Genomic DNA, 19,504 nt, shown 5'->3' with positions numbered 1-19,504 from the left:
GGGTTGGGGAGAGGGAGCGGAGCCAAGCCAACACACCGAAATCACAGTTGAGCACTGTTCGCGAGCAAGCTCGCTCCTACAAAAAACCAGGCCCCCCTCAACTCGCCTCGTTCACCGCGCTCAGGAAACACCGCGTCCGCTCATGCTGCGGGTGTCCGAACAGCTGCTCCGGCGTCCCCTGTTCCAGGATGCTGCCCTGGTGGAAGAAGCATACCCGGTCGGCGAATTCGCGGGCGAAGCCCATCTGGTGGGTGACCATCAGCATGGTCAGGTTGTGCTCGGTGCCGAGCCGGCGCACCACGTTGAGCACTTCGCCGCACAGCTCCGGGTCCAGCGCCGAGGTCACCTCGTCGAACAGCATCACTTTCGGCCGCATGGCCAGGGCGCGGGCGATGGCCACGCGCTGCTGCTGGCCGCCGGAGAGCTGCGAGGGGTAGTGCTCCAGCTTGTTGCCCAGGCCGACCATCTCCAGCAATTCCACGGCGCGCTCGCGGGCCTCGTCGCGGCGCATGCCCAGCACCTGCACCGGCGCTTCCATCACGTTCTTCAGCGCGCTCATGTGCGGGAACAGGTTGAAGCTCTGGAACACCATGCCGATCTTGCCGCGCACGCGGCGCACGTGGGCTTCCGAGGCGCGCACCGGCTCGCCGTTGCGCAGCTGGTGGGTGAGCGGCTCGCCATCCACCTCGATCGCCCCGCTGTCGATGCTCTCCAGGGTCATCAGGGCGCGCAGCAGGGTCGACTTGCCCGAGCCGCTGGGGCCGATGATGGCGACCTTCTCGTTGGCGCCCACCTCCAGGTTCAGGTGGTTCAGCACGCTGAAGCTGCCGTAGCTCTTGCACACGTCGCGGAAGCGCACCATCGGCTGGGCGGTCTGTGCCCGCGGGGCCTCGTCGGCCAGCGGCCGGGTGGTCATGGACAGGACGGTCATGGGGTTTCCTCCGGTGGGCGCTTTCATGGCAGTGCCGTGCGTTTTTCCACCTGGCGGACCACGCCGGCCAGGCTGATGCTGATGAGCAGGAAGAACACCCCGACCAGGGTGATCGGCTCCAGGTAGCGGAAGCTGTCGGAACCGATGTTCTTGGCCTGCTGCATGATTTCCACCACGGTGATCGCCGAGAGCACCGGTGTGTCCTTGAACATGGCGATCAGGTAGTTGCCCAGGGCCGGCAGCACCGGGCGGATGGCCTGGGGCAGGATCACCTGGCGATAGGCCCGCCACGGCGAGAAGTTCAGCGCCGTGACCGCCTCCCACTGCCCGCGCGGCACCGACTCCAGGCCGGCGCGATAGACCTCGGCGGTGTAGCAGGCGTAGTGCAGGGCGATGCCCAGGGTGCCGGCCACCAGCGAGGTCATGTTCAGCCCGTAGCTGGGCAGCACGTAGAACAGGAAGTACACCTGGATCAGCAGCGGCGTGCTGCGGATGAACTCGATCAGCCAGGCCGCCGGCCACGATAGCCAGAAGTGCCGGCTGCGTCGGGCCAGGGCGAAGAGCAGGCCGAAGACCACCGCCAGGGCGAAGCCGACCAGGGTGATGCCGATGGTCTTGAGCGAGGCGTGCAGTAGCTGCGGCAGGATCTGCCAGGCGAATTGCCAGTCGAACAACTTCATCACAGGCCTCCCCGGATGCGCCCATGCCCCAGCCGGCGTTCCAGGCGGCGCATGAGGAAGACGATGGCCTGGGCCATGGCGAAGTACAGCACCAGGGTCAGGGTGAAGATCTTCAGCGTCTCGAAGGTCGCCTGGTCCAGCTGGCGGGCGCGGAAGGTCAGGTCCGAGAGGGTGATCAGCGACACCAGCGAGGTGTTCTTCAGCAGCTCGATCAGCAGGTTGGTGCCCGGCGGTATGGCGCACAGCAGCGCCTGCGGCAGGATGATCCGGCGAAAGCGCGTGAACGGCGTCATGTTCAGCGCCAGCGCGGCCTCGTACTGCCCCTTGGGCACCGAGCCGATGGCCCCGCGCATCACCTCCGCGCCATAGGCGCCGATGTGCAGGCCCAGGCCGAGGATGGCCACCGTGTAGGCGCCCAGTTCCAGGTTGAACGGCGGCAGCGGCAGTACGAAGAACAGCCAGAACAGCTGCACCAGCAGCGAGGTGCCGCGGAACAGCTCGATGTAGCCGATGGCCAGCCAGCGCACCGCCGGCCACGGCGCCAGGCGGCCGAGGGCGGCGACGATGGCCAGCGCCACCGCCAGCAGCGAGCCGAAGAAGGTGACCTGGACGGTGACCCAGGCGCCCTCCAGCAGCAGTGGAAGCAATTCACCCATGTTGCGCATCCCGTATCGACAGGTTCGACGGAACGGCCGAGGGGGCGGGGCCCCCTGCGGTCACTGTTTGCAGAGCTCGGCGGCGCTCTTGTCGGTCAGGTTGGACTTGTCGAAGCCGAACGGCTTGACCGTCTGCAGGTGCTCGTCGCTGCCCAGCCACTTCTTCAGCTGCTGGTTCACCGCGTCGCGCAGGTCCTTGTCTTCCGGGCGGAAGGCCAGGGCGCCGTAGCCGATGTGCGCCGGGTCGTCCTTGAAGTCGGCGATGGCCTCGACGCTGTCGCCGCCCTTCGCCGCCAGGCCCTTCATGGTCAGCGCGGTGCCGACGCTGGCGTCGGCGCGGCCGGCGCGCACCGCCTGCAGCTGCGCGGTGGTGTCCGGGACCTGGACGATCTGCTCGTCGCTCACCCCCTCGGCGCGGGCGTAGCCCAGCTCGGCGGTACCGGACATGATCGCCAGGCGCACGTCCGGGTTCTTCGCAACGTCGGCGTAGCTGTGCAGGTTCTTCGGGTTGCCCCGCTTCACCAGCAGGGTGTCGGGGATCTGGTAGTGCGGGTCGGTGAAGATCACCTGCCGGCAGCGCGGCGGGGTGATGTACATGCCCGCGGCGATCACGTCGAAGCGCCCGGCGCGCAGCCCGGGGATCAGCGCGCCCCACTCGGTGAGCACCGGTTCGACCTTCTTCACGCCCATGGCGGTGAACACCTTGGTGGCGATCTCCGGCGACTCGCCGGTGACCTTGCCGGAGGTCTCGGTGTAGGCGAAGGGCGCCTCGTTGGCGTAGCCGATGCGCACCGTGCCGGTGCTCTGGATGCGTTCCAGGGTGGTCTCGGCCTGGCTGGCGAAGCTGGCCGCAAGGCCCGCCAGCAGGGTACAGGCCAGGCCCAGGCGATGGAGGGAACGGGGGGCGGTACTCATCTTCGGATCTCCTGATCTTCTCGTGCCGGCCTTGTTGTGGTGTTGGGACGCGGCGGTGGATGGCAGGTAGCGATGTCGTGCGACTGTTGTTCTTATGTTGGGACCCGCCGGGCGGGCCTTCCGAAGTACTGCCCCGACAGAGGGCATTGGTTGCGTTGCAGACTAAGCCGTCCGGCCTTGCGGCTGTTCCCGATCGGCGCCGTCGCGGCGGAAAAAACCGCCTGTCGCGACGCGCCCATCCATGGCTTTTTTCTGCGCCGGCCTTGTGCCGCGGGGGCGGCGGCATGAGCGGCTGGTCGGCCCGAGCATACAAAAGGCTTTCCGGCGCCGGAATTGCACTAGGACAATCCATGGAAATGCCCTGATCCATCACCCTGTGCCGAGGTCGAAGGGGAATGCCCATCATGCAAAGCTGGCGCCACGCGCTGGCCGGCCTGCGGGTCGGCGAATCCAAGTACAAGACGCTGGTCCAGGCCATCGCCACGGAAATCGAACAGGGCCGCCTGCACGACGGCCAGCGCCTGCCGCCGCAGCGCCAGGTGGCCGACGGCCTGGGCATCAGCGTGCAGACGGTGACCAACGCCTACAAGGAACTGGAGCGCCAGGGCCTGGTGCGCTGCGAGGTGGGCCGCGGCAGCTTCGTCTCGCGGCGCATGACCGAGGGCGTGTCGCGCTACATGCTCGACCACCCCGAGCGCGCGCTGGTGGACTTCTCCATGGCCAGCATCGTCCACACCGACGAGCACGACCGCCTGTGGCAGGACACCTGCCGCCAGCTGGCGCAGGAGACGGACCAGCCGTGGATGCGCGCCTGCCGGCCGATCGCCGGCTTCGACGGCCACCGCGAGGCGGCGGCGCAGTGGCTGGCGCAGCAGGGCCTACGCTGCGAGCGCGACGACCTGCTGATCACCAACGGCGCCGCCCACGCCATCTTCATCGCCCTCGCCTCCCTGGCCGGGCCGGACGACGTGGTGCTCTGCGAGCAGCTCACCGACCACGGGGTGATCGGCAATTCCCAGGTGCTCGGCTTCACCCTGAAGGGCGTGGAGGTCGACCGCGAGGGCATCGACCCCGAGCACTTCGAGGACCTCTGCGCCAACGAGCGCATCACCGCGCTGGTGTGCACGCCCAACCTGAACAACCCCACCTCCAGCCTGATGAGCGACACCCGGCGCCGGGAGATCGCCGCCATCGCCCAGCGCTTCGGCGTCTACGTCATCGAGGACGACGTCTACGGCCCGCTGCTGGGCGAGGACCGCGCGCCGCCGCTGAGCCACTACCTGCCGGAGCTGTCGTTCTACTGCACCAGCTTCACCAAGAGCGTGCTCACCGGCCTGCGCATCGGCTACCTGGTGGTGCCGCGGCGCCTGGCCCTGCGCACCGAGAGCATCCTGCGGGTGAACAGCTGGATGGCCGCGCCGCTGCTGGCCGAAGTGGCCACCCGCTGGATCCACAACGGCAACGCCCAGGCCCTGGTGGAGCGCCAGCGGCGCCTGCTGGCGGCGCGCCAGGCGCTGGTGGCCGAGCGCTTCGCCGAACACCTGTTGGGCCATGCGCCGCAGGCCCTGAGCTGCTGGATGGGCATTCCCGAGCACTGGGAGCTGGACAGCCTGGTGCGCGAGCTGCGCCACCGGCACATCGCCGTAACCTCGCCGGACCCCTTCATGGTCCGCGGCACGCCGCGGCCGCGCGCGGTGCGCCTGTGCATGGGCGCCGAATGCAGCGACGAACGCATGGCCCAGGCCCTGGACGACATGCGCGAGCTGTTCGAGCAGTACCCGAAGATCCACGATTTCTGAACGGGCCGCCGCCCCGTCCCCTTGTAGGAGCGCGCCCTGCGCGCGAATCGCGGGCAGGGCCCGCTCCTACAAATTACCCGTAGGAGCGGACCTTGTCCGCGATAGCCGGACGTCCCGGCGCGATTCGCGGATGGGATCCGCTCCTATAGGTGGTAGGTGGGTTCGAGGCCCCGTAGGATGGGTCGAGCGAAGCGATACCCATCGCCCATTACCACGACGAATGACAATCTCCACGACATCGTCCTAGTACATTCATCGCGACAATTTCCCGCTCATACACTCGGCCCGACTGCATTGTCGGGAGGCCGCCATGGCCAACGAGATCCCCCTGATCGAGCTGTACCGCGCCCGCCAGCGCATCCGCGGCCTGGTGCGGCAGACGCCGCTGGAGCATTCGCCCAGCCTCTCCGCGCTGCTGGGCGCGCCGGTGTACCTGAAGCTGGAGTCGCAGCAGATTACCGGCAGCTTCAAGTTGCGCGGCGCCAGCAACGCCATCGCCCAGCTGGACGACGCCCGGAAGGCCCGCGGGGTGGTCGCCGCCTCCACCGGCAACCACGGCCGCGCCCTCGCCCATGCCGCCCGCGTGCTGGGCGTGCCGGCCACCATCTGCCTGTCACAGTTGGTGCCGGCGAACAAGGTCGAGGCGATCCGCGCCCTCGGCGCCGAGGTGCGCATCGTCGGCAACAGCCAGGACGACGCCCAGGCCGAGGCCGAGCGCATCGCCCGCGAGCAGGGCGCGGCGCTGCTGCCGCCCTTCGACCACCCGCAGATCGTCGCCGGCCAGGGCACCCTGGGCCTGGAAATCCTCGAACAGCTGCCGCAGGTGCGCCAGGTGCTGGTGCCGCTGTCCGGCGGCGGATTGTTCGGCGGCGTGGCTGTGGCGCTGAAGGCGGCCGACCCGTCGATCCGCCTGCACGGCATCAGCATGCGCCGCGGCGCGGCCATGGCCGCCAGCCTGGAAGCCGGCCAGCCCGTGGAAGTGGAAGAACTGCCGACCCTCGCCGACTCCCTCGGCGGCGGCATCGGCCTGGACAACCGCTACACCTTCGCCCTCGCCCGCGCCCACTGCGACGAGCTGCACCTGCTCGACGAGCCCGCCATCGCCGCCGGCATCCGCCACGCCTACCGCGAGGAACGCCAAGTGGTGGAAGGCGCCGCGGCGGTGGGCATCGCCGCGCTGCTGGAAGGCCGCATCGCCGCCGAAGGGCCGGTGGTGGTGGTCGTCAGCGGCCGCAACATCGCCATCGAACAACATCAACGCATCATCGAGGAAGACCTGCATGGCTGACGTCACCCTGCTCAGCGAAGCCGACCTGCGCGCCTGCGTGGCGCTGGACCATGAAAGCCTCGACGCCGTCGAGCAGGCCTTCCGCCTGCTGGCCACGGCGGCGGTGGCGATGCCGCCGATCCTGCGCCTGGACATCCCCGAGCACAACGGCGAAGTGGACGTGAAGACCGCCTACCTGCCGGGCCTGCCGCGCTTCGCCATCAAGGTCAGCCCGGGCTTCTTCGACAACCCGAAGCTCGGCCTGCCCAGCCTCAACGGCATGATGATGCTGCTGTCGGCGCACACCGGCCTGCTCGACGCCCTGCTGCTGGACAACGGCTACCTCACCGCCGTGCGCACCGCCTGCGCCGGCGCCGTGGCCGCCAAGTGGCTGGCCCGCGAGGACGCCCGCCGGGTGGCCATCCTCGGCGCCGGCGAGCAGGCGCGCCTGCAGCTCAAGGCGCTGTGCCTGGTGCGGCCGATCGAGGGCGCCAGCCTCTGGGCCCGCGACGCGGCCAAGGCGCGCCAGTGCGCCGCCGAACTGAGCACCGCCCTGGGCATCCCGGTGGTCGCCTGTTCCAGCGTCGACGAAGCCCTGGAAGGCGCGGACATCGCCATCACCACCACGCCCAGCCGCGAGCCGCTGATCCGGAAGCGCCACCTGCGCCCGGGCCTGCACATCACCGCCATGGGCTCGGACGCCGAGCACAAGAACGAGATCGCCGCCGACGCGTTGGCGGCGCTGGACTGCTACGTCGCCGACCGCCTGAGCCAGACCCGCGTGCTCGGCGAACTGCACCACGCCATCGAAGCCGGGCTGGTGGAGGCGGGCACCGACTTCGCCGAACTCGGCCAGGTCATCGCCGGCCAGCGCCCGGGCCGCCGCAGCGCCCGGGACGTGACCCTCTGCGACCTTACCGGCACCGGCGCCCAGGACACCGCCATCGCCGGCCTGGCCTTCCAGCGCGCGCAGCGCATGGGCAAGGGGTTCCGCTTCAGCAGTTGAAGAGCACCCTCACCCTAACCCTCTCCCGCAAGCGGGAGAGGGGACCCTTCGGTGCAGGATGAAGCCATGGCGTCAGCCGGCTCGGACTGCCCCCTCTCCCCCCGGAGAGGGCTGGGGTGAGGGGGAAACACAGGCACGGGCTCTCCGGAGAGGGCCCGACAATGACTTCACCCAGAGGATTTCCGCATGCCCGAAATCGTCGTCAACCTCCCCTTCGCGCGGGAGGAATACGCCCAGCGCCTGGCCAAGGTCCGCGCCAGCATGCAGCAGCGCGGTATCGAGCTGCTGCTGGTCAGCGACCCGTCGAACATGGCCTGGCTCACCGGCTACGATGGCTGGTCCTTCTACGTGCACCAGTGCGTGCTGCTGGCGCTGGACGGCGAGCCGGTGTGGTTCGGCCGCGGCCAGGACGCCAACGGCGCGCGGCGCACCGTGTTCATGCAGGCCGACAACATCGTCGGCTACCCCGACCACTACGTGCAGTCCACCGAGCGCCACCCGATGGACTACCTGGCCCGCGAGGTCATCGCCGCGCGGGGCTGGGACGCGCTGGCCATCGGCGTGGAGATGGACAACTACTACTTCAGCGCCGCCGCCTTCCGCTCGCTGCAGGCCCACCTGCCGCAGGCGCGCTTCGTCGACGCCACCGCGCTGGTCAACTGGCAGCGCGCGCTGAAGTCCCCGCGCGAGATCGAGTACATGCGCATCGCCGCGCGCATCGTCGAGAAGATGCACGCGCACATCCTCGAGCGCATCGAGCCGGGCATGCGCAAGAACGAGCTGGTGGCGGAGATCTACAGCACCGGCATCCTCGGCGCCGACGGCCACGGCGGCGACTACCCGGCCATCGTCCCGCTGCTGCCCACCGGCGCCGACGCCAGCGCGCCGCACCTGACCTGGGACGACACGCCCTTCCAGCGCGGCGCCGGCACCTTCTTCGAGATCGCCGGCTGCTACAAGCGCTACCACTGCCCGCTGTCGCGCACCGTCTACCTGGGCAAGCCGCCGCAGCACTTCCTCGACGCGGAAAAGGCCGTGGTCGAAGGCATAGCCGCGGGGCTGGAGGCGGCCAAGCCGGGCAACACCACCGGCGACATCGCCCGCGCCTTCTTCGGCGTGCTGCAGAAGTTCGGCATCCACAAGGACAGCCGCTGCGGCTACCCCATCGGCATCAGCTATCCGCCGGACTGGGGCGAACGCACCATGAGCCTGCGCCCCAGCGACGAGAGCGTGCTGCAACCGGGCATGACCTTCCACTTCATGCCCGGCCTGTGGATGGACGACTGGGGCCTGGAGATCACCGAAAGCATCCTGATCACCGACGGCGGCGTGCAGACCCTCTGCGACTACCCGCGCCAGCTGTTCGTCAAGGAGTGAGGCGATGACACTGCCACTGGATAAAGGGCTGCGCGACAACCCCATCGCCGCCAGCGTCGACTTCGAGCGCGACGGCGTGCAGCACGGCCACCTCAAGCTGCCCTACTCCCGCGACGACTCGGCCTGGGGCGCGGTGATGATCCCCGTCTGCGTGGTGAAGAATGGCGCGGGCCCCACCGCGCTGCTCACCGGCGGCAACCACGGCGACGAGTACGAAGGCCCGGTGGCGCTCAGCCGCCTGGCCCAGGAACTGCGCGCCGAGGACATCCGCGGCCGGGTGATCATCGTGCCCTTCATGAACACCCCGGCCTTCCTCGCCGGCAAGCGCACCTCGCCGATCGACGCCGGCAACCTCAACCGCAGCTTCCCCGGCCGCCCGGACGGCACGGTGACGCAGAAGATCGCCGACTACTTCCAGCGCACCCTGCTGCCGCTGGCCGACGTGGTGCTGGACATCCACTCCGGCGGCCGCACCCTCGACTTCCTGCCCTTCGCCGCCTGCCACGTGCTGCCGGACAAGGCCCAGCAGGAAGGCTGCGAGGCGCTGATGCGGGCGTTTTCCGCGCCCTACGCCATGCGCATGCTGGAGCTGGACGCGGTGGGCATGTACGACAGCGCCGCCGAGGAGCAGGGCAAGCTGTTCGTCACCACCGAACTGGGCGGCGGCGGCAGCAGCACCGCGCGCAGCGTGGCCATCGCCCGCCGCGGCGTGCGCAACGTGCTGGTGCAGGCCGGCATCCTGCGCGGCGAGGTCGAGCACGCGCCCTCGGTGATGCTCGGCATGCCCGACGGCGACTGCTTCGTCGCCAGCGAACACAACGGCCTGCTGGAGATGTGCCGCGACCTGGGCGAGCGCGTGGAGCGCGGCGAGGTGCTGGCGCGGGTGCACGACCTGCTGCGCACCGGCGCCGCGCCGGTGGAGTACCGCGCCAGGCGCAGCGGCATCCTCGCCGCGCGGCACTTCCCCGGCCTGGTGCAGAGCGGCGACACCCTGGCGGTGGTCGCCGAGGTCCTGGACTGATGCGCGCGCCACGGCGCCGGAGGTGGCGATGACCAAGCTCGACCGCTACGACCTGAAGATCCTGCGCATCCTCGCCGGCGACGGGCGCATCACCAAGTCCAGCCTGGCCGAGGCCATCAACCTCTCGGTCAGCCCGGCCTGGGAGCGCGTGCGCAAGCTGGAGGAGGCCGGCCTGATCAAGGGCTACCGCGCGCAGATCGACTGGCCGGCATTGTTCCGCCAGCAGCAGGTGCTGGTGGAAATCACCCTGGGCCGCCACACGGCCCAGGACATGCGCCGCTTCGAACAGCGCCTGCAGCAGGCGCCGGAAGTGGGCTTCTGCTACGCCACCGGCGGCGGGGTGGACTACATCGCGATGATCCAGGCCCGCGACATCGATCATTACCAGCGCTTCATCGACCAGCTGCTGCTGGAGGACCTGGGGATCGAGCGGTATTTCACCTACATCGTTACCAAGGTGATCAAGACGTTGGATACGGCGGTGCCGGCGGAGGCGCTGGAAGGCGCCTGATGCTGCGCTGTTTTCTTTTCGTAGGAGCGAGCTTGCTCGCGAACGGGTGCCTACCGGTGGATTCGGTGTAATGGCTTGGCTCCGTCCCCTCTCCCCAACCCTCTCCCTGAAGGGAGAGGGGGCTAGTCCGTGCCGAGACAGGTCAGGGTTCCAACCTTGAACTACGTGCTTGCCGGCTAACTCCAGAACAGCCGTTTCTGCCCAACGGTCCCCTCTCCCTTCAGGGAGAGGGTTAGGGAGAGGGCGTTCTCAATCCCAGCACCCACGACTCCCGGCAAAACTCCATTCGCGAGCAAGCTCGCTCCTACACCAACCCCCCATCCCCCTGCACAAAAAACACCCAAAAAAACCTGACTCCAGGTTCAATCTCCTATAGAATGCGCCCCGCTCGGCACAGGGCCGGGCATGGGTTCCCTCACCCCATCGACGAAAAAGGATCCAGCATGTCGGCGCCTTCCCCGGCGGCTCGGCGCGGCGCATTGGCCGGCCTGGTCGTCTTCCACCTCCTCGTCATCATCGCCAGCAACTACCTGGTGCAACTGCCCATGACCCTGTTCGGCTGGCAGACCACCTGGGGCGCATTCAGCTTCCCGTTCATCTTCCTGGCCACCGACCTCACCGTGCGCCTGCTCGGCAAGAGCCCGGCGCGGCGCGTCATCGCCCGGGTGATGCTGCCGGCGCTGCTGGCTTCCTACGGGGTCTCGGTGCTGTTCCAGGATGGCGGCTACCGCGGCTTCGCCGCGCTGGGCGAGTTCAACACCTTCGTCGCGCGCATCGCCCTGGCCAGCTTCCTGGCCTACGTGCTCGGCCAGTTCCTCGACATCCAGGTGTTCGACCGCCTGCGCCGGCTGCGCCAGTGGTGGATCGCCCCGGTGGTGTCGACGCTGTTCGGCAATCTGCTGGACACCTTCGCCTTCTTCTCCATCGCCTTCTGGCGCAGCGACAACCCCTTCATGGCGCAGCACTGGGTGGAGATCGCCACGGTGGACTACGGCGTCAAGCTGGCGGTCATGCTGATCCTCTTCGTGCCGCTCTACGGCGTGCTGCTGCGCGCCATCCTCCAGGGCCTGGGCCGGCGCTCCGCCAGCGCCTGCTGAGGCGGGCGAAAAACCCGAAGCCGGCGGCGCATCTGCGGAAAGAATTGCCGCCGCCGCCCCGCCCTTAGGAAAAAACCGCCACGGCGCTCCCCCTAGGATGGTCCCCATGCCACCTGCGAGGAGACGCCGTCATGTCCTACGCCCATCCCCTGCTCTTCAAGTCGCTGTGCTACGTCAACGGCCAGTGGCTGCACAGCGCCAGCGGCGCCAGCATCGCCGTGGAGAACCCGGCCAACCGCGAAATCATCGGCCACGTGCCGCTGCTCGAACGCGAGCAGATAGTCGCCGCGGTGGATGCCGCCGCCGCAGCCTTCCCGGCCTGGCGCAAGCTGTCCCTGGACCGGCGCGCCGCGCCCCTGCTGCGCTGGGCCGAGCTGATCCGCCAGCACCGCGAGGACCTGGCGCAGATCCTTTCCCTGGAACAGGGCAAGCCCCTGGCCGAGGCCCGCGGCGAGATCGACTACGCCGCCAGCTTCATCCCCTGGTTCGCCGAACAGGCCCGGCGCCTGGACGGCCGCAACATCCCCAGCCACATCCCCGGCGCCCACCTGGGCACGGTGATGGAGCCGGTGGGCGTGGCCGTGCTGCTGACGCCCTGGAACTTCCCCTCGGCGATGATCACCCGCAAGGCCGCCGCCGCCCTGGCCGCCGGCTGCACGGTGGTGGTCAAGCCGGCCCACGAGACGCCCTACTCGGCCTTCGCCCTGGCCCAGCTGGCCGAGGAGGCCGGGCTGCCCGCCGGCGCCTTCAACGTGGTGCTGGGCGAACCGCAGATGGCCATGGAAACCCTGGTGCGGGACAGCCGCGTGCGCGCGGTGAGCTTTACCGGCTCGACCCGCGTCGGCAAGCTGGTGCTGCAGGCCGCCGCCCAGGACGTGAAGAAGGTGGCGCTGGAGCTGGGCGGCAACGCGCCCTTCATCGTGCTGCCCGATGCCGACCTGGAGCAGGCGGTGAAATTCGCCGTCGACGCCAAGTTCCAGACCTCCGGCCAGGACTGCTGCGCGGCCAACCGCCTGCTGGTCGCCCGCGAACTCTACGAGCCCTTCCTCAAACGCTTCGCCGCCGCCGTGCGCGAACTGCGCGTGGGCCCGGCCAGCGACCCGCGCAGCGACATCGGCCCGCTGATGCACCAGGCGGCCTTCGACGCCACCTGCGAGCGCGTGCGCGACGCCATCGACCGCGGCGCGCGCCTGCTGGCCGGCGGCGAACCCCATGCCCTGGGCGGCTGGTTCCACCAGCCGACGCTGCTGGCCGACGTCACCCCGGCCATGCGCATCTGGCGCGAGGAGAACTTCGCGCCCATCGCCGGGGTGATGGCCTACGACGACCTGGAGCAGGCCGTCGAACTGGCCAACGATAGCGAATACGGCCTGGCCGCCTACATTTGTGGGCAGCGCCTCGACCAGATGTGGCCGCTGATGCGCCGCCTGGAGTTCGCCATGGTCGCGGTGAACGGCGCCAGGTTCACCGGCCACCCCATCCCCTTCGGCGGCATGAAGGCCTCGGGCCTGGGCCGCGAGGGCGGCAGCGAGGGCTTCGAGCCCTTCGTCGAGACCAAGTACTTCTGCCTGCACCACGGCGCCATCTGAGGAGAACACCGCCATGACCGACTACGCCAAGCTGTTCGAAGAAGACCGTGCGCACTTCATGCACCCCTCCACCCACGCCCACGACCACGCCAGCGGCGCCCTGCCTGGGCGCATCATCACCGGCGCTTCGGGCGTGCGCATCCGCGACCACCAGGGCCGCGAGCTGCTGGATGCCTTCGCCGGGCTGTACTGCGTGAACATCGGCTACGGCCGCCTTGAGGTGGCCGACGCCATCCATGAGCAGGCCAAGCAACTGGCCTACTACCACACCTACGTCGGCCACGCGTCCGAGGCGATCATCGAGCTGTCCGCGCGGATCATCCGCGACTGGGCGCCGGCGGGCATGAAGAAGGTCTACTACGGCCTCTCCGGCTCCGACGCCAACGAAACCCAGGTCAAGCTGGTGCGCTACTACAACAACGTGCTGGGCCGCCCGCAGAAGAAGAAGATCATCTCGCGCCAGCGCGGCTACCACGGCTCGGGCATCGTCACCGGCAGCCTCACCGGCCTGGCCAGCTTCCACCAGCACTTCGACCTGCCGGTGGAAGGCGTCAAGCACACCCTCTGCCCGCACTTCTACAAGGCCCCGGCGGGCATGGACGAGGCGGCCTTCGTGCGCCACTGCGCCCAGGAGCTGGAGAACCTGATCCTCGCCGAGGGCCCGGACACCGTGGCGGCCTTCATCGGCGAGCCGGTGATGGGCACCGGCGGCATCATCGTCCCGCCCAAGGGCTACTGGGAGGCGATCCAGGCGGTGCTGGCGAAGTACGACGTGCTGCTGATCGCCGACGAGGTGGTCTGCGCCTTCGGCCGCCTCGGCGACAAGATGGGCAGCCAGCGCCATGCCATGCGCCCGGACCTGATCACCACCGCCAAGGGCCTGACCAGCGCCTACGCGCCGCTGTCCGCGGTGATCGTCGGCGAAAAGGTCTGGGACGTGATCGACAGCGCCTCCACCCGCGAAGGCGCCATGGGCCACGGCTGGACCTACTCCGGCCACCCGATCTGCGCGGCGGCGGCGCTGGCCAACCTGGACATCCTCGAGCGCGAGAACATCACCGCCAACGCGGCGGACGTCGGCGGCTATCTCAACCAGCAGCTGCGCCAGGCCTTCGAGGGCCACCCGCTGGTGGGCGAGGTGCGCGGCGACGGCATGCTGGCGGCGCTGGAGTTCATGGCCGACCGCGAGGCGCGCACGCCCTTCGACCCGGCGCTGAAGGTGGGCCCGAAGGTCTCGGCGGCATGCCTGGAGCGCGGCATGATCGCCCGCGCCATGCCCCACGGCGATATCCTCGGCTTCGCCCCGCCGCTGGTGCTGAGCCGCGCCGAGGCGGACGAGGTGGTGGGCATCGCCAAGGCCGCGGTGGACGCGGTGGCGGCGGAGGTGCTCTGAGGCCATGGCAATGGCGTACAACCGCGAACGGTTGTACGCCCTACGCTCAGCTGCTTTTCGTAGGATGGGTTGAGCTTGCGAAACCCATCGGGCCGGGGTGATGGGTATCGCTTCGCTCAACCCATCCTACGATGGCGTTTCGTCTGCACCTGTAGGAGCGCGCCCTGCGCGCGAATCGCGGGCAGGGCCCGCTCCTACAGGGTGATGTCGAACTTCCCGTTCGTGCCGGACGGCCCCCTCTCCCTTCAGGGCGGGGCGCGCAGCCGAGGGTTGGGGAGAGGGAGCGGAGTCAAGCCATTGCACTGAAGCCGCCGGTAGGCACCGTTCGCGAGCAAGCTCGCTCCTACACCATGCCCACCTCTGACCTCACCTGTAGGAGCGCGCCCTGCGCGCGAATCGCGGGCAGGGCCCGCTCCTACAAGGTGTCGCGGATTCAGCCGCCCTTGGCCTTGTCCAGCTTGCGCAGGAACACGGTCATTTCCTTCTCCGCCTGCTTGTCGCCATGGGCCTGGGCCGCGGCCAGGCCGTCGGTCCAGGCGGCGCGGGCGCCGTCCAGGTCGCCCTGGGCCTGCAGGGCCTTGCCCAGCAGCTTCCAGGCGGCGGAGTACTTTGCGTCCTGCTCCACGCAGCGGCGCAGGTGCTCGGCGGCCTTCGCCGCATCGCCGGCGTCCAGGTAGCCCTTGCCCAGGCCGAAGCGCAGCAGCGGGTTGTCCATGCCTTTGGCGAGGAGTTTTTCGAGGGATTGAGGATCGGTCATAGGGCTGGGGGCTGGGGGCTGGAAGCTGGAAGCTGGAAGCTGGAAGCTGGAAGCTGGAAGCTGGAAGCGAACAGCATGCGGTGCCGTCGTGGTATGTCAAGCTCTTGCCTACAGCCTACAGCCTACAGCCTACAGCCTACAGCCTACAGCCTACAGCCTACAGCCTACAGCCTACAGCCTACAGCCTACAGCCTAGAAGAACGTCAACCCGGCCTGGAACAGCCGCTCGACGTCACGGATTCGCTTCTTGTCGACCACGAAGAGGATCACGTGGTCGCCGGATTCCACCACGGTGTCGCCGTGGGCGATCAGCACTTCCTCGTCGCGGATCACCGCGCCTATGGTGGTGCCCGGCGGCAGGTGCACCTCGCCGATGCGCTTGCCGATCACCTTGCTCGACTTGGCGTCGCCGTGGGCCACCACCTCGATGGCCTCGGCCGCGCCGCGGCGCAGCGAGTGCACGCTCTCGATGTCGCCGCGGCGCACGTGGGTCAGCAGGGTGCCGATGGTGGCCAGCTGCGGGCTGATGGCGATGTCGATCTCGCCGCCCTGCACCAGGTCGACGTAGGCCGGGTTGTTGATCAGCGTCATCACCTTGCGCGCGCCCAGGCGCTTGGCCAGCAGCGAGGACATGATGTTGGCCTCGTCGTCGTTGGTCAGGGCCAGGAACAGGTCGGTCTCGTTGATGTTCTCTTCCAGCAGCAGGTCGCGGTCCGAGGCGCTGCCCTGGAGCACGATGGTGCTGTCGAGGTTGTCCGACAGGTGCCGGCAGCGCGCCGGGTTCATCTCGATGATCTTCACCTGGTAGCGGTTCTCGATGGCCTCGGCCAGGCGTTCGCCGATGTTGCCGCCGCCGGCGATGATGATCCGCTTGTAGTTCTCCTCCAGCCGGCGCATCTCGCCCATCACCGCGCGGATGTGGGCCTTGGCGGCGATGAAGAACACCTCGTCGTCGGCCTCGATGACGGTGTCGCCCTGGGGGATGATCGGCCGGTTGCGCCGGTAGATCGCCGCCACGCGAGTGTCCGCGTTGGGCATGTGCTCGCGCAGCTGGCGCAACTCCTGACCCACCAGCGGGCCGCCGTAGTGGGCCTTGATGCCCACCAGCTGGGCCTTGCCCTCGGCGAAGTCGATCACCTGCAGGGAGCCGGGGTACTCGACCAGGCGCTTGATGTAGTTGGTCACCACCTGCTCGGGGCTGATCAGCACGTCCACCGGGATGGCCTCGTTGTCGAACAGGCCGGTGCGCGTCAGGTAGGCCGCCTCGCGCACCCGGGCGATGCGCGTCGGCGTGTTGAACAGGGTGTAGGCCACCTGGCAGGCGACCATGTTCACCTCGTCGCTGTTGGTCACCGCCACCAGCATGTCGGCGTCGTCGGCGCCGGCCTGGCGCAGCACCGTCGGGAACGAGGCCTTGCCGTGCACGGTGCGGATGTCCAGGCGGTCGTTGAGGTCGCGCAGGCGCTGGGCGTCGGTGTCGACCACGGTGATGTCGTTGGCTTCGCTGGCCAGGTGCTCGGCCAGGGTGCCGCCGACCTGGCCGGCGCCGAGGATGATGATCTTCATGGGGTCGCGCTCGTCCGTGCAGTGCTAGCGGGCTGAGATCTTGATGAGCTTGGCATAGTAGAAACCGTCGTGCCCGCCCTCTTGCGGCAACAGCTGGCGCCCGTGGGCCTGCTTAAGGCCCCAGGGCCCGGCCAGGTCCAGCTCGCGGGCGCCGGGGGTGCGGGCGAGGAAGGCGGCGATGGACTCGCGGTTCTCCTGGGGCATCACCGAGCAGGTGGCGTAGAGCAGGATGCCGCCCACCTCCAGGGTCGGCCACAGCGCGTCGAGCAGCTCGCCCTGCAACTGCGCCAGGGCCGGGATGTCCTCGGCGGCGCGGGTCAGCTTGATGTCCGGGTGCCGGCGGATCACCCCGGTGGCCGAGCAGGGCGCGTCCAGCAGGATGCGCTGGAACGGTTTGCCGTCCCACCAGGCGACGGTATCGCGTCCATCAGCGGCGACCAGCGTGGCATCTAGCCGCAGGCGCTGCAGATTTTCCCGTACGCGCACCAGGCGGCTTTCTTCCAGGTCCACGCCCAGCACGCCGGCCAGGCCCGGTTCGGCCTCCAGCAGGTGGCAGGTCTTGCCGCCGGGGGCGCAGCAGGCGTCGAGCACGCGCTGGCCGGGAGCCAGTTCCAGCAGGTCGGCGGCCAGTTGCGCGGCCTCGTCCTGCACGCTCACGCGGCCTTCGGCGAAGCCCGGCAGCTCGCGCACGTCGCAGGGCTGGGCCAGCTGGATGCCGTCGCGGCTGTAGGCGCAGGGCGCGGCCTCGAGGCCGGCGGCCTGCAGCTCCGCCAGGTAGGCGTCACGGCTGCCCTGGCGGCGGTTCACCCGCAGGGTCATTGGCGGGTGGGCGTTGTTCGCCGCGCAGACGGCTTCGAACTGCTCCGGCCAGGCCTGCTTCAGCGCCTTCTGCAGCCAGCGCGGGTGGGCCAGGCGCGCGGCCGGGTCGCGGTCGACGTCGGCCAGCAGCACCTCGCCCTCGCGCTGGGCGCGGCGCAGCACAGCGTTGAGCAGGCCCTTGGCCCAGGATTTCTTCAGCTTGTCGGCGCAGCCGACGGTCTCGCCGATGGCCGCGTGGGGCGGAATGCGGGTGTAGAGCAACTGGTACAGGCCGACCAGCAGCAGCGCCTCGACGTCGCGGTCGCCGGCCTTGAACGGCTTCTGCAGCAGGCGCGCGGCCAGGGCCGCCAGGCGCGGCTGCCAGCGCGCGGCGCCGAAGGCCAGCTCCTGGGTCAGGCCGCGGTCGCGCGGGGCGACCAGCTCCAGCTGCGGCGGCAGCGAGCCGCCCAGCGAGGCGCGGCCGGCGAGCACGGCGGCCAGCGCGCGGGCCGCGGCGAGGCGCGGGCTGAGGCTCATTGGCCGAGCACCAGGCCGCTGGCGAACTGCTCGCGGCGGCTGTTGAACAGGTCGGCGAAGGCCAGCGGCTTGCCGCCGGGCAACTGCACGCGGGTCAGCAGCAGGCTGCCTTCGCCGCAGCCCACCAGCAGGCCGTCACGGCTGGCATCGAGGATTTTCCCCGGCTCGCCCTTGCCCTCGCCCAGGCGCGCGGCCCAGACCTTCAGCGGCTCGCCGTTCAGGGTGGTGTGGCACACCGGCCAGGGATCGAAGGCGCGCACGGCGCGCTCCAGCTCCACGGCCGGGCGGCTCCAGTCGAGCTTCGCCTCGTCCTTGCTGAGCTTGTGCGCGTAGGTGGCCAGGGCGTCGTCCTGCACCTCGCCCTTGAGCGTGCCGGCGGCCAGGCCGGCGATGGCCTCGACCACCGCCGGCGGGCCCAGGCGCGCCAGGCGGTCGTGCAGGCTGCCGCCGGTGTCTTCGGGACTGATCGGGGTGGCGACCTTGAGCAGCATCGGCCCGGTATCCAGGCCCGCTTCCATCTGCATCACGGTTACGCCGCTTTCCGCATCGCCGGCCTGCACTGCGCGCTGGATGGGCGCGGCGCCGCGCCAGCGCGGCAGCAGCGAGGCATGGCTGTTGATGCAGCCCAGGCGCGGGATGTCCAGCACCGCCTGGGGCAGGATCAGGCCGTAGGCGACCACCACCATCAGGTCCGGCTGCAGCGCCGCCAGTTCGGCCTGGGCTTCGGGTGCGCGCAGGGTCGGCGGCTGCAGCACCGGCAGGCCATGTTGCACGGCGAGCTGCTTGACCGGGCTGGGCATCAGCTTCTGGCCGCGGCCGGCCGGGCGGTCCGGCTGGGTGTAGACGGCGACGATCTGGTGCGGCGTATCGAGCAGGGCCTTGAGGTGCTCGGCGGCGAATTCCGGGGTCCCGGCGAAGACGATGCGCAATGCTTGGCTCATGCGTAGGCTCGCTTAAAGAAAAAAGGCTTGCCGGGGCAAGCCTTTGGGGAGGAGGGTGTCAGGCGCGCTGGCGGTGCTGCTTTTCCAGCTTCTTCTTGATCCGGTCGCGCTTGAGGTTGGACAGGTAGTCGACGAACAGCTTGCCGTTCAGGTGGTCGCACTCATGCTGGATGCACACCGCCAGCAGGCCCTCGGCGATTTCCTCGAAGGCCTTGCCGTCGCGGTCCAGCGCCTTGACGCGCACCCGCAGCGGGCGGTCGACGTTCTCGTAGAAGCCGGGCACCGACAGGCAACCCTCCTGGTATTCGCCCATCTCTTGCGTGAGCGGCTCCAGTTCCGGGTTGATGAACACGCGCGGCTCGGACTTGTCCTCGGACAGGTCCATCACCACCACGCGCTTGTGTACGTTCACCTGGGTGGCGGCCAGGCCGATGCCGGGCGCCTCGTACATGGTTTCGAACATGTCGTCGACCAGTTGGCGCACGCTATCGTCGACCACCTCGACAGGCTTGGCGATCGTGCGCAGGCGCGGATCGGGGAATTCGAGGATGTTCAGAATGGCCATATGCGTTTGTGATGCACTTGTGGAATAAAGTAAAAATCGGCTGCTAATATGCCGAGCAGCATCGAAAAACCCTGGAAGGCCCGGTAGGGGCGGCTTTC

General features: G+C 69.1%; 18 protein-coding genes. 9 read left to right on the top strand and 9 right to left on the bottom strand.

Annotated features, from left to right (window positions below):
- Positions 1 to 97: 97 nt before the first annotated feature.
- The 4 genes from ehuA to ehuB are packed head-to-tail and all read right to left on the bottom strand — an operon-like array spanning position 98 to position 3,182.
- Entirely contained in the window at positions 98 to 931 is an 834-nt protein-coding gene (gene ehuA, locus QSJ95_RS18735; RefSeq protein ID WP_058487941.1) for an ectoine/hydroxyectoine ABC transporter ATP-binding protein EhuA, read from the bottom strand.
- Positions 932 to 954: 23 nt separating this feature from the next.
- Complete coding sequence (ehuD, locus tag QSJ95_RS18730) at positions 955 to 1,611, bottom strand: ectoine/hydroxyectoine ABC transporter permease subunit EhuD (protein ID WP_009614464.1); 657 nt, start codon at positions 1,609 to 1,611, stop codon at positions 955 to 957.
- Positions 1,611 to 2,267: an ectoine/hydroxyectoine ABC transporter permease subunit EhuC gene (ehuC, locus tag QSJ95_RS18725; RefSeq protein ID WP_009614465.1), complete on the bottom strand. Its 657-nt coding sequence runs from the start codon at positions 2,265 to 2,267 to the stop codon at positions 1,611 to 1,613. The genes ehuD and ehuC overlap by 1 nt, the downstream gene beginning before the upstream one ends.
- A gap of 60 nt (positions 2,268 to 2,327) precedes the next feature.
- Positions 2,328 to 3,182: an ectoine/hydroxyectoine ABC transporter substrate-binding protein EhuB gene (gene ehuB / locus QSJ95_RS18720; RefSeq protein ID WP_061560274.1), complete on the bottom strand. Its 855-nt coding sequence runs from the start codon at positions 3,180 to 3,182 to the stop codon at positions 2,328 to 2,330.
- A 404-nt stretch (positions 3,183 to 3,586) separates the two neighbouring features.
- Between ehuB and ehuR the strand changes: the two genes are divergently transcribed.
- From ehuR to QSJ95_RS18675, 9 genes are all read left to right on the top strand, one after another.
- Positions 3,587 to 4,981, top strand: coding sequence for a MocR-like ectoine utilization transcription factor EhuR (gene ehuR, locus QSJ95_RS18715; RefSeq protein WP_043313951.1), 1,395 nt, complete (start codon positions 3,587 to 3,589; stop codon positions 4,979 to 4,981).
- A 310-nt stretch (positions 4,982 to 5,291) separates the two neighbouring features.
- Positions 5,292 to 6,269, top strand: coding sequence for a hydroxyectoine utilization dehydratase EutB (eutB, locus tag QSJ95_RS18710; protein WP_285644483.1), 978 nt, complete (start codon positions 5,292 to 5,294; stop codon positions 6,267 to 6,269).
- The gene (locus QSJ95_RS18705; RefSeq protein ID WP_285644482.1) at positions 6,262 to 7,254 is read left to right on the top strand and encodes a cyclodeaminase; all 993 of its coding nucleotides are present in this window, start codon (positions 6,262 to 6,264) and stop codon (positions 7,252 to 7,254) included. Before eutB ends, QSJ95_RS18705 begins: the two co-directional genes overlap by 8 nt.
- 186 nt (positions 7,255 to 7,440) lie before the next feature.
- Positions 7,441 to 8,631: an ectoine hydrolase DoeA gene (gene doeA / locus QSJ95_RS18700; RefSeq protein WP_285644481.1), complete on the top strand. Its 1,191-nt coding sequence runs from the start codon at positions 7,441 to 7,443 to the stop codon at positions 8,629 to 8,631.
- Between the two features lie 4 nt (positions 8,632 to 8,635).
- A complete protein-coding gene (gene doeB / locus QSJ95_RS18695; RefSeq protein ID WP_285644479.1) occupies positions 8,636 to 9,652 on the top strand; it encodes a N(2)-acetyl-L-2,4-diaminobutanoate deacetylase DoeB in 1,017 nt (338 codons plus the stop codon).
- Between the two features lie 28 nt (positions 9,653 to 9,680).
- On the top strand, positions 9,681 to 10,163 hold the full coding sequence (locus QSJ95_RS18690) for an Lrp/AsnC family transcriptional regulator (RefSeq protein WP_064581512.1): 483 nt from the start codon (positions 9,681 to 9,683) through the stop codon (positions 10,161 to 10,163).
- Between the two features lie 443 nt (positions 10,164 to 10,606).
- Positions 10,607 to 11,260: a 7-cyano-7-deazaguanine/7-aminomethyl-7-deazaguanine transporter gene (locus tag QSJ95_RS18685; protein WP_285644477.1), complete on the top strand. Its 654-nt coding sequence runs from the start codon at positions 10,607 to 10,609 to the stop codon at positions 11,258 to 11,260.
- A gap of 131 nt (positions 11,261 to 11,391) precedes the next feature.
- Positions 11,392 to 12,849, top strand: a complete 1,458-nt coding sequence (locus tag QSJ95_RS18680; RefSeq protein WP_285644476.1) for an NAD-dependent succinate-semialdehyde dehydrogenase — start codon at positions 11,392 to 11,394, stop codon at positions 12,847 to 12,849.
- 13 nt (positions 12,850 to 12,862) lie between these two features.
- The gene (locus tag QSJ95_RS18675) at positions 12,863 to 14,242 is read left to right on the top strand and encodes an aspartate aminotransferase family protein (RefSeq protein WP_285644475.1); all 1,380 of its coding nucleotides are present in this window, start codon (positions 12,863 to 12,865) and stop codon (positions 14,240 to 14,242) included.
- A 433-nt stretch (positions 14,243 to 14,675) separates the two neighbouring features.
- Here QSJ95_RS18675 and QSJ95_RS18670 read toward each other — a convergent pair whose 3' ends face one another.
- The 5 genes from QSJ95_RS18670 to def all read right to left on the bottom strand — a co-directional run bounded on the left by QSJ95_RS18670 (position 14,676) and on the right by def (position 19,406).
- Complete coding sequence (locus tag QSJ95_RS18670; RefSeq protein WP_058487933.1) at positions 14,676 to 14,999, bottom strand: tetratricopeptide repeat protein; 324 nt, start codon at positions 14,997 to 14,999, stop codon at positions 14,676 to 14,678.
- A gap of 192 nt (positions 15,000 to 15,191) precedes the next feature.
- Positions 15,192 to 16,565, bottom strand: coding sequence for a Trk system potassium transporter TrkA (trkA, locus tag QSJ95_RS18665; RefSeq protein ID WP_009614484.1), 1,374 nt, complete (start codon positions 16,563 to 16,565; stop codon positions 15,192 to 15,194).
- 24 nt (positions 16,566 to 16,589) lie between these two features.
- Positions 16,590 to 17,900, bottom strand: coding sequence for a 16S rRNA (cytosine(967)-C(5))-methyltransferase RsmB (gene rsmB / locus QSJ95_RS18660; protein WP_285644473.1), 1,311 nt, complete (start codon positions 17,898 to 17,900; stop codon positions 16,590 to 16,592).
- Positions 17,897 to 18,841: a methionyl-tRNA formyltransferase gene (fmt, locus tag QSJ95_RS18655; RefSeq protein ID WP_285644471.1), complete on the bottom strand. Its 945-nt coding sequence runs from the start codon at positions 18,839 to 18,841 to the stop codon at positions 17,897 to 17,899. Before fmt ends, rsmB begins: the two co-directional genes overlap by 4 nt.
- Before the next feature lie 58 nt (positions 18,842 to 18,899).
- Positions 18,900 to 19,406, bottom strand: coding sequence for a peptide deformylase (gene def, locus QSJ95_RS18650; protein ID WP_009614487.1), 507 nt, complete (start codon positions 19,404 to 19,406; stop codon positions 18,900 to 18,902).
- Positions 19,407 to 19,504: the final 98 nt, after the last annotated feature.

This window comes from Pseudomonas sp. NBRC 100443, from assembly GCF_030268185.1.
In the GTDB taxonomy this organism is placed as follows: Bacteria; Pseudomonadota; Gammaproteobacteria; order Pseudomonadales; family Pseudomonadaceae; genus Pseudomonas; species Pseudomonas citronellolis.
This window is presented reverse-complemented; position numbering and strand designations above follow the sequence as displayed.

Coding starts and splice junctions, on each gene's coding strand:
- ehuA (WP_058487941.1), bottom strand. CDS start 931: ATGACCGTCCTGTCCATGACCACCCGGCCGCTGGCCGACGAGGCCCCG.
- ehuD (WP_009614464.1), bottom strand. CDS start 1,611: ATGAAGTTGTTCGACTGGCAATTCGCCTGGCAGATCCTGCCGCAGCTA.
- ehuC (WP_009614465.1), bottom strand. CDS start 2,267: ATGGGTGAATTGCTTCCACTGCTGCTGGAGGGCGCCTGGGTCACCGTC.
- ehuB (WP_061560274.1), bottom strand. CDS start 3,182: ATGAGTACCGCCCCCCGTTCCCTCCATCGCCTGGGCCTGGCCTGTACC.
- ehuR (WP_043313951.1), top strand. CDS start 3,587: ATGCAAAGCTGGCGCCACGCGCTGGCCGGCCTGCGGGTCGGCGAATCC.
- eutB (WP_285644483.1), top strand. CDS start 5,292: ATGGCCAACGAGATCCCCCTGATCGAGCTGTACCGCGCCCGCCAGCGC.
- QSJ95_RS18705 (WP_285644482.1), top strand. CDS start 6,262: ATGGCTGACGTCACCCTGCTCAGCGAAGCCGACCTGCGCGCCTGCGTG.
- doeA (WP_285644481.1), top strand. CDS start 7,441: ATGCCCGAAATCGTCGTCAACCTCCCCTTCGCGCGGGAGGAATACGCC.
- doeB (WP_285644479.1), top strand. CDS start 8,636: ATGACACTGCCACTGGATAAAGGGCTGCGCGACAACCCCATCGCCGCC.
- QSJ95_RS18690 (WP_064581512.1), top strand. CDS start 9,681: ATGACCAAGCTCGACCGCTACGACCTGAAGATCCTGCGCATCCTCGCC.
- QSJ95_RS18685 (WP_285644477.1), top strand. CDS start 10,607: ATGTCGGCGCCTTCCCCGGCGGCTCGGCGCGGCGCATTGGCCGGCCTG.
- QSJ95_RS18680 (WP_285644476.1), top strand. CDS start 11,392: ATGTCCTACGCCCATCCCCTGCTCTTCAAGTCGCTGTGCTACGTCAAC.
- QSJ95_RS18675 (WP_285644475.1), top strand. CDS start 12,863: ATGACCGACTACGCCAAGCTGTTCGAAGAAGACCGTGCGCACTTCATG.
- QSJ95_RS18670 (WP_058487933.1), bottom strand. CDS start 14,999: ATGACCGATCCTCAATCCCTCGAAAAACTCCTCGCCAAAGGCATGGAC.
- trkA (WP_009614484.1), bottom strand. CDS start 16,565: ATGAAGATCATCATCCTCGGCGCCGGCCAGGTCGGCGGCACCCTGGCC.
- rsmB (WP_285644473.1), bottom strand. CDS start 17,900: ATGAGCCTCAGCCCGCGCCTCGCCGCGGCCCGCGCGCTGGCCGCCGTG.
- fmt (WP_285644471.1), bottom strand. CDS start 18,841: ATGAGCCAAGCATTGCGCATCGTCTTCGCCGGGACCCCGGAATTCGCC.
- def (WP_009614487.1), bottom strand. CDS start 19,406: ATGGCCATTCTGAACATCCTCGAATTCCCCGATCCGCGCCTGCGCACG.